11 protein-coding genes are annotated in these 14,834 nt (G+C 36.3%); 5 read left to right on the top strand and 6 right to left on the bottom strand.

The genetic code is table 11. The features are described 5' to 3' along the window. Positions 1–42: 42 nt before the first annotated feature. Together truB and Fsol_RS02200 are read right to left on the bottom strand one after the other, a co-directional pair. A complete protein-coding gene (gene truB / locus Fsol_RS02205) occupies positions 43–1,044 on the bottom strand; it encodes a tRNA pseudouridine(55) synthase TruB (RefSeq protein WP_108673267.1) in 1,002 nt (333 codons plus the stop codon). A 4-nt stretch (positions 1,045–1,048) separates the two neighbouring features. After that, on the bottom strand, positions 1,049–1,654 hold the full coding sequence (locus tag Fsol_RS02200) for a 50S ribosomal protein L25 (protein ID WP_108673266.1): 606 nt from the start codon (positions 1,652–1,654) through the stop codon (positions 1,049–1,051). Between the two features lie 106 nt (positions 1,655–1,760). On the opposite strand from Fsol_RS02200, the gene Fsol_RS02195 reads away from it, so the two are divergent. Both Fsol_RS02195 and Fsol_RS02190 read left to right on the top strand, forming a co-directional pair. Beyond that, on the top strand, positions 1,761–5,288 hold the full coding sequence (locus Fsol_RS02195; RefSeq protein WP_108673265.1) for a hypothetical protein: 3,528 nt from the start codon (positions 1,761–1,763) through the stop codon (positions 5,286–5,288). A gap of 140 nt (positions 5,289–5,428) precedes the next feature. After that, the gene (locus tag Fsol_RS02190) at positions 5,429–5,926 is read left to right on the top strand and encodes a TlpA family protein disulfide reductase (RefSeq protein ID WP_158521619.1); all 498 of its coding nucleotides are present in this window, start codon (positions 5,429–5,431) and stop codon (positions 5,924–5,926) included. A gap of 41 nt (positions 5,927–5,967) precedes the next feature. Here the strand turns inward: Fsol_RS02190 and cysS are convergent, their stop codons facing one another. Continuing rightward, positions 5,968–7,443 carry a cysteine--tRNA ligase gene (gene cysS, locus Fsol_RS02185; protein WP_108673263.1) on the bottom strand — a complete coding sequence of 492 codons (1,476 nt, stop codon included), beginning with the start codon at positions 7,441–7,443 and terminating at the stop codon, positions 5,968–5,970. An 84-nt stretch (positions 7,444–7,527) separates the two neighbouring features. On the opposite strand from cysS, the gene Fsol_RS02180 reads away from it, so the two are divergent. After that, entirely contained in the window at positions 7,528–8,301 is a 774-nt protein-coding gene (locus tag Fsol_RS02180; RefSeq protein ID WP_108673262.1) for a hypothetical protein, read from the top strand. A 49-nt stretch (positions 8,302–8,350) separates the two neighbouring features. Further along, a complete protein-coding gene (typA, locus tag Fsol_RS02175) occupies positions 8,351–10,135 on the top strand; it encodes a translational GTPase TypA (protein ID WP_108673261.1) in 1,785 nt (594 codons plus the stop codon). A gap of 335 nt (positions 10,136–10,470) precedes the next feature. On the opposite strand, the gene tmk is transcribed toward typA, so the two are convergent. After that, the gene (tmk, locus tag Fsol_RS02170) at positions 10,471–11,127 is read right to left on the bottom strand and encodes a dTMP kinase (protein WP_108673260.1); all 657 of its coding nucleotides are present in this window, start codon (positions 11,125–11,127) and stop codon (positions 10,471–10,473) included. A gap of 306 nt (positions 11,128–11,433) precedes the next feature. Here tmk and Fsol_RS02165 point away from each other — a divergent pair, with 306 nt between their 5' ends. Continuing rightward, positions 11,434–12,738, top strand: a complete 1,305-nt coding sequence (locus Fsol_RS02165) for a M16 family metallopeptidase (protein WP_108673259.1) — start codon at positions 11,434–11,436, stop codon at positions 12,736–12,738. A 39-nt stretch (positions 12,739–12,777) separates the two neighbouring features. Here the strand turns inward: Fsol_RS02165 and Fsol_RS02160 are convergent, their stop codons facing one another. Both Fsol_RS02160 and Fsol_RS02155 read right to left on the bottom strand, forming a co-directional pair. Continuing rightward, positions 12,778–14,049 carry a sigma-54-dependent transcriptional regulator gene (locus Fsol_RS02160; protein ID WP_108673258.1) on the bottom strand — a complete coding sequence of 424 codons (1,272 nt, stop codon included), beginning with the start codon at positions 14,047–14,049 and terminating at the stop codon, positions 12,778–12,780. Continuing rightward, the gene (locus tag Fsol_RS02155; protein WP_108673257.1) at positions 14,046–14,768 is read right to left on the bottom strand and encodes a nucleotide exchange factor GrpE; all 723 of its coding nucleotides are present in this window, start codon (positions 14,766–14,768) and stop codon (positions 14,046–14,048) included. Before Fsol_RS02155 ends, Fsol_RS02160 begins: the two co-directional genes overlap by 4 nt. Positions 14,769–14,834 lie beyond the last annotated feature (66 nt).

Below are 14,834 nucleotides of genomic sequence, written 5' to 3'. Positions count from 1 at the left end.
AAAGATGTGTGATGAGAAGATAAAATAACGAAAATCTTCGAATTAGAAGAGTAGCTTTTCTACCTTAAGATTATCATCAACTATATTTAAGACGGCAATCAATTCATTTTGCTTTGAGAATAAAACGGCTTTTTCTGAATAATCGCCGATAAGTGGTGATATAGTCGATGGAGGCTGATGTGTTATACGTAACTTAGTGTAATCAAGTGGAAAGGAAGTATCGTAATCGCCATCATATACGTAGTGAGAGAAGTGATTAAATAATGTACTTACAGGTATGAGACTTTTACATAGCAGGTGTAAGCCGTATTCTGTAAGTTCTTTATCTAAAGTAGCGTCTTTTATCCCTCGCCATAGCGTGTAAATGAACTTTTGAGATAAAGTATCTGAGATGGTAAATGTACCGATATCTGTTCTGCGTAAAGCATGCACATTTCCATAAGTATTGAGCTTTCTTGCTATTTCTTTTGCAAAAGACCGTACATAATATCCACTTCCACACTCTATTTTAAACCTCGCTTTTGTCTGTGCGATAATTTTCTCCAATTTTATATCGTAACACTGTACAAGTCTCGGTTTTTTTGTGATTTTTTGACCATTTCTAGCTTTTTGATATAACCTTACTCCATCTACCTTGATTGCCGAGAAATCAGGAGGGACTTGAGAGACAGTACCCTTAAAAGATGGTAAAATCCTCACTATCTCTTCTTCAGTTGGAACTTGTTCGCATGATTTTACTACTTTTCCCATGGCATCATCTGTATCTGTTTCTTTTTGCCACTCCACAATGCAATCGTATGACTTTCTAAAAGAAGGACAATATTCTAGAAGTTTTGTGGCTTTTCCTATTGCAACAAGTAGTATGCCAGAGGCGAGAGGATCCAGTGTACCGCCGTGTCCAACTTTTAATTTTATTGGTAGACACAGATCTTCTACAAGTCTCCGCAAGGAGTACAAAGCATTATGTGACGAGAACCCTTGTGCTTTATCCAAGAACAAAAAGCATCCCTTTGTGAAAAGCTCTTTTAAGAGTTCTTTGGCCATGGCATTATCCTTTTTTACCGTATACAGTGAGAACGCGCAAATTATTGAAAGTAGAAAGCGTTATTCCATCTGGTAATACTATATCAGATGAATATTTTACATCTCCTACTTCCATACCTGTTACGCTTAGCTGAACGTAATTAGGAATATTTGCAGAATCGCAATAGCAATCTACAGTTCTATGATGCAAGTATGGAAAACCTCCTTTTTTTACTCCTGGTGAAAGCAAATGATCTATGACTTTTACATTTAGCGGCATTCGAATTCTTTCACCATCAGAGAATTTCTGCATCTCCAAAGAGATGATGCGTTCTGTAATCGGATTTCTATGGACACATTTTATAACGGATTTTACAACTTGCTCAGATCCGTCTACCTTGATGTACAAAATTCTCGAATCCAATAATCTCTTACTTACTGCTAATTCCAATTCTTTTTGCGAAACGGAAAATAACAAAGCGCTTGCTTCTCTTGTATATACAGCTACGGGAATTGCGCCTTCATTGCGTAGCTTCTTTGCATCAGAAGTTCCCGTAGTTTCGCGTTTTTGACCTACCAGTATGCAGGGCTTGCGATACTGCTCATCTGTATAATAAGAACTCTCGTACATCCTCTATACAATAATCTGTTAACGTGCAGACAATACCGATAGTGATATTGCGCATTGCACAAAGTGTGGCTACAATCTAGTACATCAGCGGTGATTTTTCAAGCTCTTGTCATATATAAAATACCTGCTTGAGTGGAAGTGCTTTTTTGCGTTGTTTTTTATCGGCTGTATAGTACTTCCTAGATATTCAATAGGAGAAGAGTTATCGATTTATTCAAAATGCATTTTTGGATACGACAATCGTGCATTACCTCAGGAGGTAATGGTCGTAACTCCGCATGGATGTCAAGATTCTTGCAACAGCAATTGCAGTATTTTTAATCAAGATATAGATCAGCAAAATTTTTCTGCATGCTATTCGTATTGTGTGCAGGGATTACCTTACGTAGGAAATCCAGTAATGGAAATAGCAGATTCTATTATTGTATCAGATAGCAGTACGATATGTGCTTCGCAATATAATAAAAGTACTAGTAGTAGTACATACGATTGTACTGGTACAAGTGAGACAGTGTCGCAGTACTACTATGGTAATGCTATTTCTGCTGCTGGATGTCCTAATGCAGTCTTATTGTCTTCGGATTATACTCCTCCTCCGCAACAAGCTTCAAGTACGTTTTCTTATCCTCAAGGCGCTAAATATAGCGAAATGGAGATGAAAATTACTTTCGAAAAGAATAGTACCGTTTGTCCGAATGGCAATTTATACGTTACATTACTTCCGATAATGTCGAATTTATTTCAAAGAGCGCCGGAAGCGGTAACGGGTGGAAATGCTGCTGCAAATGCTATTAATAATAATATATATAATCGTGCTCTGAATTTTAGCTTTGCAGCAAAGGCTATTAATGCTGTTACTAATTTTGGCACTAGTTCGAGTGATGCAAGTGCAATGGGAGAATGGTGTCCGGATATTGATAGTTTTCAATCATGTTTAGGACAGTCATCTAGTAGCGGCACATCTTCAAGTACTGTAACTTCAAGTACTGCGAGTTCAAATACTATAAGTTCAAGTGCTGTGCAACAGAATATGATGCATCCATGTTTTGCTGGTCTTATAAGCTCTCAGCCAACTATTGCCAATAGCAGTGTTATGGGTACGAGTAATGTAGTGACTTACTTGTATAATGTTGATCTAAGCTACATATATGGTAGTGATATATATAATCCGCAAGCTAATACAAGTCACACATTAAATACGATAGTATCTGAAGTTAACAGTGATAATATAGCAAATCTTATAAATCCTATAGTAGGGTGTTTTCCAGAGTGGAGATTAAATGGCCCCGCAGTACCAATTGCGAGAAGCATCAGTGAAGAAGCTATACCATTACAAGCAGGAGATGATTTTTCCGTCACTTGGGGAGGTGATGTGTTTGTAACTGGAATACTCTATAATGAGAATGGATTATTAATGCCGCTTGGAACGCTAAATACAACAGGGAGTAATACTGAGCCTCTACAGAATAATATTACAGATTTGAGAGATCTTGTATATGCTGTGATGATAGGAGATGCCTCTACAACCACTAATGTACTGCTGCAATACAATGCAGCGGTATCTTCATGTAAGAAATTACCACCATCTGTTAGTATATCTATATCAAGTTTATTGCAACAACTGACAGCACTTACAATATCATCTCAAGGTACAGCTAATCCTCTTACAATGATGTCGTTTTCTTCAAAATCAAATGATAGCTGTGGTAGTTATAAGTACTGTAGAACAAAAGGTAGCGGAATATTTGAGTTTTGTACGAAATCGGAGCAAACAATACTTGGATTGAATGGTTCTGTCCAGCAGACAGGTTATAAGATACAAACAGGTACGAAATCGCAAGATAGAAAGGAAGAGAAAGGTGATGTATTTCACTGCAAACATGTACTTGATCCAGGTTTGCCAGTATATACCTTTAGCGGTAAGATCAATACTACTTTGCCAAATCCTTCTATACAAATGCCATCAACTTATGTGCAGGGAAACGATTTTTCTGCTCCACCGCAGTCCGCTTCACATAGTTTTAAAGCAGCTCAATGTTATAACTCTTCTTCCTCCACTGGATATTTAGGTTTTGCCGGTGGATATCAAGCTACCATTCAATGGTGTGGTAATCCTCAAGTGAACGGTCAAGGATTGCAGATAGCAATAGCAGATCCAAGTATATCTACAGATTCATTACAGTGGAACGATCTCAGTGCGGCTGCTAGCGCGACGTCCAATACTATCTCTATTGGTGGCGCAAAGTCTAATTTTGTAGTAACTAATATTTCAAATGGTATGGTTACTATCGGTGAATCTGGTATTGGAGGAGAAAATATTGGAGAAGGCACACTAGATGCAGATATCAACTATAATATATATTTCAGACTAGATCCTAAACTATATAAGCCAACAATAAACAGTAATGGATATATTACTTACCCTCCAACAGGGCAGTATAATATTGGTATATCTCAAGGATATCGTGGAAGTGCTACATTAAGCAATGGTACGGCGCCTCAAAACATATCGTGGCCACAAAAGGTCATTAAAAAATTACTTACATTAATGTTTGGTAGTAATATTTGCTCTATCGCGCAAAGCAATGAATCTACTGCGCAAGAAAGTGCGAGTAATACTGATATTGGTGCAGTTTGGATTATAATGAATGGCGCTAACACAGTAATTTCTCGATATATTCCAATTATTATAATAATTGCTATAATGGTCGCGGGTATAGGTTTTTTAGCAGGCACTACAAAAGTTACTACCTCAGAGGTAATGGCAGTTATTGCGCGATTAATAATCGTAGTACTTCTAGTGCAGCCAAATACCATATTGCAAAATACTGTAACGTCCGGCTCGAAAAATTCTACGTTAAGCGAGTTAGTAGCGAGAACAAGTATATGTAGTGGAGTGATAGCAGCAAGTTATGTTACTCCAAGTATTTCATCTGTTGATGGAAAGTATCAATATACTCCTTCTTTAAATGGCATATTCGAGGTTACGCTTGAGACATGGTATGTACTGACTTCGCAGAATACTTGGTTAAAGGTATGGTCGTTAGCTGGCATTGGTTTATCAGGCTTAATGTTTGCTGGCGTAATGGTTGCAGGACTTGTGTACTCTTTGATTTTAGTATGCTTTACAATGCTGACATACATTTATCTCGTAATAGGTCTTGCGGCTGTTACAGCGCCTATGCCGCTTTTCGCTATTTGTTTGCTGTTCTCATCTACAAGAACAATGGCTTATCAATACGGAAAGAAATTTATATGCTTCGCCTTGTACAACGTAGTACTATCTGCAGGAGTTACGTTAATAGATGTTGTAATTACGACAATAATACTTTCCGCTTTATCATTCACAATATGTGATGCTGTGTATCAACTGAAAATACTAGTATTTCATATTCCTGTAACTTCATGGGTGCCTTTACTCACTGTTCATTCTCCAGTCGGTTCTTCTACTCTCTTGCCTCTTGCTGCTGTAGAAGGGGGGATTGCGTTATGTGCAGTAGGGCATATGGGAACAGAATTCGTGCAACAATTATTACGTATTGTTGATAAGATTGTAGACCCGTATGGAGGCAGTAGTGACATAGTGTTAAGAGGAGTTAATCGAATAGTAGATAGAGTGAAAGGCAAAGAATGACGGTGATGGTAAGAAGTAGGTAAATAGCCTTAGTAGTTGATGAATATTCAAATGTATGTTTACATATTGATTATATGCGTTATAGATACTATTAATAATATAGTGTACGATGGTATACTGAACGATTAATGTATAAGACAATGAAGCGTATTTTTACATGCATGTTGCTGTGCATTGGCATTTTATGTTGTAATGCCATGGCTTTCGCTGAGCAGAGTATTCTACAGGTGGTGAAGTTTGATGATGTGCGTGAAGAATTTAAAGTCGATAAGAAGAAGTTTGTCGTATTTTTCACTTCATGGTGTGGACATTGCAAAGATAGATTACCAGCAGTCGCTGACTTAGTAAGTAGAACTAAGGAAGCGTTCTATTTTATATCGCTTGATGAAAATCTCGAGTATGCCGAAAATTTCCTTAAATCTTTAAAAGTTAAGAAAGGAAAAAACATGAAATTCTTTATTTTTGACAATGAGGATAGCATAGCGAAGTTTGTTTATCAGTTTACTCCGACATACTCTGGTTCTGTGCCTTATCTTATGGTGCTTGATAAAGATAATGTACTTCACTACGAAGGGAGTTTATCGCTAAACAGTATAACATCTCTTTTAGGAAAAGAAATAGGAGGCGTGCCGAAGTAGCAACAGATGGATATCGTTTTTCGCTTTAGAGGATGGTTGTATCACAGTTTTTTGTGAAGTGTAAAACTTCCATCTTCATGGTCTGATATTGAATATCCATTTTCCTCTATTTGAGTCTTTATCTGATCTCCTTGCGCCCATAGCTTATCATTTCTGAAAGCTTGCCTTTCTTGTGCAAGTTGTATCAGTTTCTCACGGCTTATATGTGCGGTATCTTCAATTTTCTCTACAAATGCTTTGATTTCCACAAACTCTTTAATACTGAAGCCAAATAGAAGTAATGATGATAGAAAAGTGATACATTCTTCAGCATGCAACGATGATGCACGCGCCTTCTGATGTAGTAACGTGCTTTCTCGTTGTATGTAAGATATAGCAAGTGGTGAATTCATATCATCGCATAATGCTTTTAGCACTTCCGTACATTTTTGTGAGATATTATATTCTTCCTGCCATTTCTTAAAAGTGACATCTTCAAGGCTATAACTGCGATTTTGAAAGTATTTTTGTATAATTTGATTGTTTAGTAACGAATCTACCACTATCGAGATTTTGTACACGTTTCTAAATGCATTTTTAATAGCTATAGCATTATAATCTAGCGGCTTTCTATAGTTTACTGATAAATAGAAAAACCTCATTACATTGCCGAATATTATCGGTAATTCTACATCATCCAGCGATACTATATTCCCAAGGCTTTTACTCATTTTCTCATCTTTTACCGTAATAAATCCGTTATGCAGCCAATATCTAGCGTATTGCGCATCATAATTGATACATTTTGCCTGTGCTAATTCATTTTCGTGATGTGGAAATAGCAGATCGGCGCCACCACCATGTATATCAAATGAATTACCAAGATACTTTCTACTCATTGCTACGCATTCTGTATGCCATCCTGGCCTACCTCTTCCCCAAGGACTATCGAACGAATACTTTTCCTCTCCGTGCTTTTCACTTTTCCACAATGCAAAATCTGCAATATCTTTTTTTTGTGTTGTGAATTGATTTCTGATGCCTTGCACCATTGCGTCGATCTTTCTATGAGATAAAGCACCATATTTCTCATAAGAATTTACATTGAAGAAAATACCATCTTCATTTTGGTAAGCGTATTTCTTATCTAAAAGTATGTGTATTACATCGAACATATCAGATAAATGCGCGGTAGCATGAGGTTCGTAATGAGGATCTAAGCAGTGTAACCTCTTTAAGTCATACTTATACTTCTTTTCCATTTCTAACGCTAAGTCAGATGCTGAAGTATTGAGCGCAATTGCTTTTAATATGATTTTGTCATCTATATCTGTGACATTTCTCACATAAGTGACGTTAGGATATAGAGAAAGCAACACTCTCAAAAGCAGATCGTATATTACTGCAGATCTAAGATTTCCTATATGAGGAGTATCATATACCGTAGGGCCACAAACATACATACTAATGTTAGCAGGATCGAAAGGTACGAAAGATTCTAATTTACCGCTATACGAATTAGTGAGTCTTAAGATCATTTCATTTGTTATATGTGTTGTTATTAAAAGCTTAAATATGTAGTATACAGTATAGATGCTGGTCGAATTAGAGTCTACGGTTAGATGTTTGCTGGAAAGATTTTGAAATTTGCGATACTTTTCACATTGTATTCCTGCGTAACATGTTCTGCAGCCGTTAATATATGTGTAGTAGATAATGCAGACGCAAGTATAAAGTTAGCGGATCTCATAAAGCTGAGTGCAAAAAAAAATGCTATCGGCAAAGATAAGACGTCTAATGATTATAATGTAGTGCGTTTAAAATCCAGTACAGATCTGAAGAAGCGGGACGATTGCACGTTTTTTATAGGCACTGAAAGTAGCGGTACAGTGACGTATACAAGTAAAAATTTATTATATGTGGAGAAGCTACTCATTGTGAAATATGATGATGGCGCAGCGTTTGATATTAGTAGTTTAAAAAATGCTAACATTTTATATAATTCTGAAGAAGTGTTTGAGCGTTTAGATCTGTCAAACATTCAGTATAATACAGGAAGTGAAGTAGATGCTTATAGCGCTTTGGAAAAGGTATGTAAGAAGAATGGTGAAGTCGCTTTGATTATGCTTAATATGCCGTTTAGAGAGCTTCAGAAAAGCTTCAGAACTTGCGCACTTAGTGTAATAGAAAATGATTCTAATGATCATCGGCTACTAAACGGAGGTACGCTTGTGAATAATCCATTTGATAAAAAGGTGCTTTCGTATTCAATTTATATGTTTGCAAAAGATAAGAAATTAGCAGATTATGTTATGACTCTTATAAAAGCTAACAGTAGTGTAGGCGAGTACATGAAAAATGTGTATTCCATAGAGTTAAATGATGAGATTTTTTAGTTAGTTAAAATTTGACATTTGTAGATTTAAAAACTGTTTTTGTGACGAAATGAATTATAAAGATATTCGAAATGTAGCCGTGATAGCACACGTAGATCATGGTAAAACTACTTTAGTAAGTGGATTGCTTGTACAAAGTGGTATGGATAGTGTGGTAGTTGATCATAATGATCTAGAGAAAGAGAGAGGTATTACGATACTTTCTAAGTGTACCTCTCTTGTCTTCAATGGAATAAAGTACAATTTAATAGATACTCCGGGGCATGCTGATTTTGGCGGTGAAGTAGAGCGCGTGTTATCAGTAGTAGAGGGCGTTATCTTATTAGTCGATTCTTCCGAAGGGGCAATGCCACAAACGAAATTCGTACTGTCGAAAGCGTTAAAAGTAGGCCTCAAACCTATTGTCGTCGTAAATAAAATTGATAGACAAGATAGAAGAATAGATGGTGTATTAGATGAAATAGTGGAGTTATTCATGGCATTAGATGCCACTGATGAACAACTTAACTTTCCAATATTATATGCTGTAGGAAGAGATGGCTGGGCTACTTTAGATGTGAATATAAAAACGCAAAATTTTGATGATCTTTTTAATGTAATGAGGGATTATGTGCCTCATCCTGTTGTAGATGAATCTACAAAAGAATTTACCATGTCATCCGTTATACTATCCTCAGATAAGTATCTTGGTAAATTGATTATAGGAAAAGTATATTCTGGAGTAGCTTCAGTCGGTGCTACGCTAAAAAGCATAAATTTGAGTGGAGAAGTAGTGGAGAATATTAAGTTGCAAAAGCTGTTTGAATTTCATGGTTTAAATAAAGTGTCTGTAGAATCAGTAGCTGCAGGAGATATCGTATGCATTGCTGGTGTGCAAAAAACAACTATTTCAGATACAATATGTAGCATTAATAACATGATTCCAATTGCTTCGATACCTGTCGATCCACCTACTATGTCGGTGACAATATCGGTAAATGACTCGCCTCTTGCAGGTACAGAAGGAAGTAAATTAACTTCTCGCATGATATTGGAAAGATTGGAAAGAGAAGCTGAAACGAATGTAGCGATTAAATTGGTAAATGATGGAGGTGATAAATTTATACTGTATTGTCGCGGAGAGTTGCAATTAAGTATCATTTTGGAGAATATGCGCCGTGAGGGTTTTGAGGTATCGGTATCAAGGCCGGAAGTAGTTATGCAGCAAGATGAAGATGGCAAATTAGAACCTGTAGAAGAAGTTGTGATAGATGTAGAAGATGAATATACAGGAGTAGTAATAGAGAAGCTTTCTCTTAGAAAAGGTGAAGTGTTGGAGATGAAAGCGGCAGGTTATGGCAAAACGAGATTAATATTGAAAGTGCCTACAAGAGGATTAATAGGCTATCAAAGCGAATTTAGAAATGATACTAGAGGCACCGGCATCATGAATCATTGTTTCTTCGGATATGAGAGATTCAGAGGTAAAGTGCCAGGACGTAGAAATGGTGCATTAATATCAATGGCAAGTGGAGAAGCAGTCGCATTCGCATTATGCAATTTAGAAGAAAGAGGCAGTCTGTTCATAGGTGCAAAAGATAAGGTGTATGAGGGGATGATTATAGGTGAATGTAATAGAGAAGGCGATCTCGATGTCAATCCTATAAAAGGTAAGCAACTGAGCAATGTACGCGCAGCAGGTAGCGATGAAAATATAAGATTAACTCCTGCGAGAAGGATGAATTTAGAGGAATATCTTTCTTATATACAAGATGATGAGTTATTAGAAATTACACCTGCTAACATAAGAATTAGAAAAAAAGAACTTATAGCGAGTAAGAGAAAGAGAAAATAGACATGAGGCAGTAGTGAAAACTGCCAGTGATAGAAAGGAAAAGAGTAGCTATTGTTTTGCAACTTTGTCTTTGCTGTAATTTTTTCTCGCATTACTTCATATTGAGGAAGAAATGTAAAAAAGCTTAAAAATTCAATTTCATTAAGCTTTTGACGTTCTTTTGTGAGTGATTTTTATATGAGAGTATGAAGCGAGAAGTTATCTCACTCAGATACTCTAAGAAAAGATGTGAGTACTCCTTTGTTCTTTGTGAGAAACATAAGAATATTGCTGCTTTTTCACATATCCTTTTCCAATAATAAGAGAGTATACTAAAGCGTTTAGTATTATTTTTCTTATTTGTTTATGAGTAATTTTTCTATACTTTCTGTGTTACGTTTTATTAAATTCAACACTTCATTCAATATAGTATCGCTTACTATATTAATATCTTCAGCGCTATTCAGTAGTACGATATTTCTTTTACCCTTATTCTCTTCATATATTTTTAAGAATGCAGCTCTGACCTTTGAGTGAAATTCGTAAGTTTGCATATCGTATACGCTATTATGAGATGTACTTAATGCAATTCTCTCCATAGCAACTTTAGGTTCTAGATCTAATATTATTGTCAAATCCGGTATCAGATTTTCCGTAGAGTACTCTATCATCTTTGAGATAATATCTGAATCTCCATCCTTGACGGTAATCTGATAAGCGACGGAAGAATCGATATAGCGATCACATAGTACTACCTTTTCATTTTTTAGATGCTCTCGTATTACTTTTACATTCTCTCTTCTTGATGCACTCAGTAAGAACATTTCAGTGATTGGATCTGATACCATTTCACTCAACATGACTCTTCTGATTGCTTCTCCAATCTTCGTTCCTCCCGGTTCTTTTGTGTTGTATGTGCTGAAATTACGTTCTTTTAACTTTTCGGAAAGTAGTTGTAATTGCGTAGATTTTCCTACTGCTTCTCCTCCTTCGATAGTAATAAAGTAACTCATGCACGATATAAATACTGATATCTCTCCATAACGTATTTCTGAATATGCATCCCTATATAGATGCCGTAGGCTATAACGTATAACATTGCTGTATGTTATACAAGTTTTCCTTGAGCTTGGTAAGCAATAATTGTTTGATGATCCTTACAGTTCTCTTAAATTGTTTTTTCTTTAATGTGAGAGAATATCCTGTTCAGATTTGAGATTTTGTCATACTTATAAGTTTTATACTACTCTAAAAAAAGTTGTTGTTTCCGATACTAGTAAAATGTACAACTGATAATATTGATCAAAACATAGCTATATATGTTACAAAATAAGAAGATTTCGAAATTTGCAAATGGTGCGGCTTTATTGACCGATGTACATACTGATGTGCATAGCGTTGCTTTCTATATACTGTTTAAAGTTGGTTCAAATAGTGAGTCTACAGAAATTTCCGGGATATCGCACTTTGTTGAACATATGCTTTTTAAAGGTACGACAAAAAGAAATGCAAAAGAAATAGCAGAAGCTTGTGAAAGAATAGGCGCTTCGATCAATGCATATACATCGCGTGAAGTGACGGTATATCACGGTAAAGTATTAAAAGAGCATTTTTACACGCTAATGGAAGTATTTGCAGATATGTGTAGAGATTCTCTTTTTAGTAACGAAGAGATGGAAAGAGAAAGAAATGTCATTAAAGAAGAATTAAAAGAGTATGCTGATGATCCTAGCAGCATAGTAGCTGAAGAGTTAGAAGCTATATGCTATAAAGGCACAAGCGCAGGAATGAAAGTCGGAGGTACAATAGAATCTGTCGATGGTATAGACAGAGAAGCGATGCTTTCTTTCTACAAGCAGCATTACATCAGTTCTCAAATGATTATAGGTATATCCGGTAACTTCGATGAGAAAAAAGCAATAGAAAATGTCAGTAAACTCTTTTGCGATAACACTTCATGTAGTACGGAGCAGCTGCACTCTATTAAGAAAAATGCCATTTCATCACCTGAGTTATATGTTGCGCCACAGTTTCATGGTGGAACATCGTCTATTGTGAAAGATGTGGAGCAGGTGCATGTTGGCTTAGCACTACCTGCGGTATCATATTCGTGTGATAACTATTACACTCAAAAGATCGCTAATATCATCCTCGGAGGAGGGATGTCCTCTAGATTGTTTCATAGTATTAGAGAAAGGCTAGGCTTAGCTTATGCGGTATACTCATCGATACATTCTTACGCACGATATGGCTATCTCACGATCAATAGTGTAACAAGTCCTGAAAATACAAAGCGGCTTATAGAGCAATCTGTGTTTGAAATGAAAAAGATGATGGAAGATGTAACGAAAGAAGAAATAGAGAAGGGGAAAAATAGAATACTATCTTCTATTATCATATCGTCAGAAAGTTCTTCCGCGAGAGCTGCACACATGGTAACGGAGTATGCTATGTTTCAAGGTATTATAGAAATAGAAGAGGTAATAGCAAAGGTGAAGGATATTTCTGTGGATGAGATAAAAGCAGAAATAAGCACCTTAGTGAATAGCATAAGTACTGGATATGCACTTTCTGTTGTAGGTAATGTTTCTTCATTAGAGGGTAAGCTACTCGATATTATATAAGTAATTCGAAGTGTTTCTACTTTCGAAGAGAAGAGATAGCTACATAAATTCCTTTAATTTTCTGTATAGCGTCACTCTGTCTACCTTTGTGCATTCTGCTACTTTTGATAAGCTATTTGGATGTATATTGAGATGATGTTGAAAGTAGAGCTTTTCGAAATTTTTCTTAGCCTCTTTATAGTTTTGCTTTAGAATCACTGATAAGAATGTATCCTCCGGCATTTTTAATGTACTGTTTGAGGATAGTGCGATTATTATCTCCTCTATTTTATGACGCAATTCTCTAATATTACACCGCCAGTTACGATCTTGCATTTCCAATAGCAGTCCTTTGTATTGAGAGAAGTCAAAATTAGCATTATACTGATCGGAAAAATAGTGCCAAAAATATTCTATGAGTGAAGGGATGTCTCCTTTTCTTGCCGAAAGTGGCGGTATGTGAATGGTAAACGTAGCAAGCCTTGCGTATAGATCAGGAAGCATATTATTGCGACATTCTTCCTCTGTACTTCTAGAGTTACCTATCAATTTAATATCACCCTGCATTTCAATAGCGGCATCTCTAGCATATTGAGCGTTGATAATGTTCAGTATCTTTTTCTGATATTCTAGCGGCATTTTATCTATCTCTTCTATGATTAAAGTGCCACCAACGGCTTTTTGCCACGTCTCATAAAGAGCTTTTTCCGTATTACTTTCAGATTTTAATATTTTCAAATGATATAACTTATGCAATTCGCAATCCGATAGTATGTGTATTAACTGAGAGACTAATGTCTTTCCCGTACCGATAGCACCGGTAATCATGAATCTTCCGTCAGAATTTGCGTGCTTATTTATCAGTTTTTTTATTTTGACGATTTCTTTACTATTACCTATAAAAGAGTTTTCCGCTTCTCTCTTCTTCAGAAGTATATTTGCTTTTGTCAATTCTGAACTTTCGAGTGCTCTTCGTACAGTTAGTAATAGTTTCTCTCGGCGAAATGGTTTTTCTAAAAAATCGTATGCGCCAAATTTCATTGCTAATGCAGAGATCTCAGGAGAGGCATGTCCACTTATCATAATTACTGGCACAAGAGGCACCATTTTCTTTATCCGTTTCAGTGCTACAATACCGTCTTCTTCATCAGATTCCATCCATATATCTAGCAATGCAAGCTTTACTGTGCCGCTTTCTACTATCTCAAGAGCTTCAACACTTGTTGCGCACTTTAACACTTTATAACCAGCACTTTCCAAGATACCGCTTATCAGTTCTCTTATATCGTAGTCGTCATCCGCGACAAGTATACTATCGTGTTTATGATTCATACATTTTCCGCTTTTTTAGAAACGGACACTAAAGCAGGCTTAATCAAGAGATCTTTGCACATGTATCCTGCTCTCATTACTTCTAAGATCGAATTAGGCGCATATGCGTCGTCCTCAAGTGTGCTAATTGCTTGATGCTTATGATAATCGTATAAATCGCCTTTTTGAGGGAAAATACGTTCTATGCCATGCTTCCTCAGAGTATCCTCAAATATCTTAATATTCATCTTAATGCCATCCGCAACGAGGCGTATTGTGTCCTCTCCGCCATCTGCATGTTCCCTAGCTCTGTAGAAGTTTTCAAAAACTTCACTCATATCACCGATAAACTTCGATATAAAATCGTTTCCTGCCTTTTCTAGCTCAATTTTATGTCGCTTTCTTAGATTTTCTGTTTCCGCTAAAGATAAAGAAAATCCTTCTTTTAAGCTACTTATTTGCTCCTCTAGGGATTTATTCTTTTCAGTTACCGTTTCAAGTTGAGTTTTGAAGGCGCTTAATTCATCCTGCACTTCATCTCCCTCAATTTCCGCTTCGAGTTGCTTTCTCAAGTTTCTTAGATTCTTTAAAGCTTTACCTTTTTCTGTAGTAGCTTCTAGTTTTTCGATGAGAAGTGCTAGTTCGGCGCGTAATTCACTGATAATTTCCTCTTTCTCGTTTGAAATAGCATCATCATTTTCCTCCACCTTGGAGTGTTGTTCTTTTTCTTTCTCAGACATACCATTACTATTATACTACTATATACAATTTGATATATATGCGTAGTGCGCCGCCTTTTCAATATC

The organism is Candidatus Fokinia solitaria (assembly GCF_003072485.1).
GTDB classification, from domain to species: Bacteria; Pseudomonadota; Alphaproteobacteria; order Rickettsiales; family Midichloriaceae; genus Fokinia; species Fokinia solitaria.
This window is presented reverse-complemented; position numbering and strand designations above follow the sequence as displayed.

Excerpts from the sequence above, each read along its gene's own strand:
- tmk (WP_108673260.1), bottom strand. The coding sequence starts at position 11,127 with ATGAGTTACTTTATTACTATCGAAGGAGGAGAAGCAGTAGGAAAATCT.
- Fsol_RS02190 (WP_158521619.1), top strand. The coding sequence starts at position 5,429 with ATGAAGCGTATTTTTACATGCATGTTGCTGTGCATTGGCATTTTATGT.
- cysS (WP_108673263.1), bottom strand. The coding sequence starts at position 7,443 with ATGATCTTAAGACTCACTAATTCGTATAGCGGTAAATTAGAATCTTTC.
- Fsol_RS02180 (WP_108673262.1), top strand. The coding sequence starts at position 7,528 with ATGTTTGCTGGAAAGATTTTGAAATTTGCGATACTTTTCACATTGTAT.
- Fsol_RS02165 (WP_108673259.1), top strand. The coding sequence starts at position 11,434 with ATGTTACAAAATAAGAAGATTTCGAAATTTGCAAATGGTGCGGCTTTA.
- truB (WP_108673267.1), bottom strand. The coding sequence starts at position 1,044 with ATGGCCAAAGAACTCTTAAAAGAGCTTTTCACAAAGGGATGCTTTTTG.
- typA (WP_108673261.1), top strand. The coding sequence starts at position 8,351 with ATGAATTATAAAGATATTCGAAATGTAGCCGTGATAGCACACGTAGAT.
- Fsol_RS02160 (WP_108673258.1), bottom strand. The coding sequence starts at position 14,049 with ATGAATCATAAACACGATAGTATACTTGTCGCGGATGACGACTACGAT.
- Fsol_RS02200 (WP_108673266.1), bottom strand. The coding sequence starts at position 1,654 with ATGTACGAGAGTTCTTATTATACAGATGAGCAGTATCGCAAGCCCTGC.
- Fsol_RS02155 (WP_108673257.1), bottom strand. The coding sequence starts at position 14,768 with ATGTCTGAGAAAGAAAAAGAACAACACTCCAAGGTGGAGGAAAATGAT.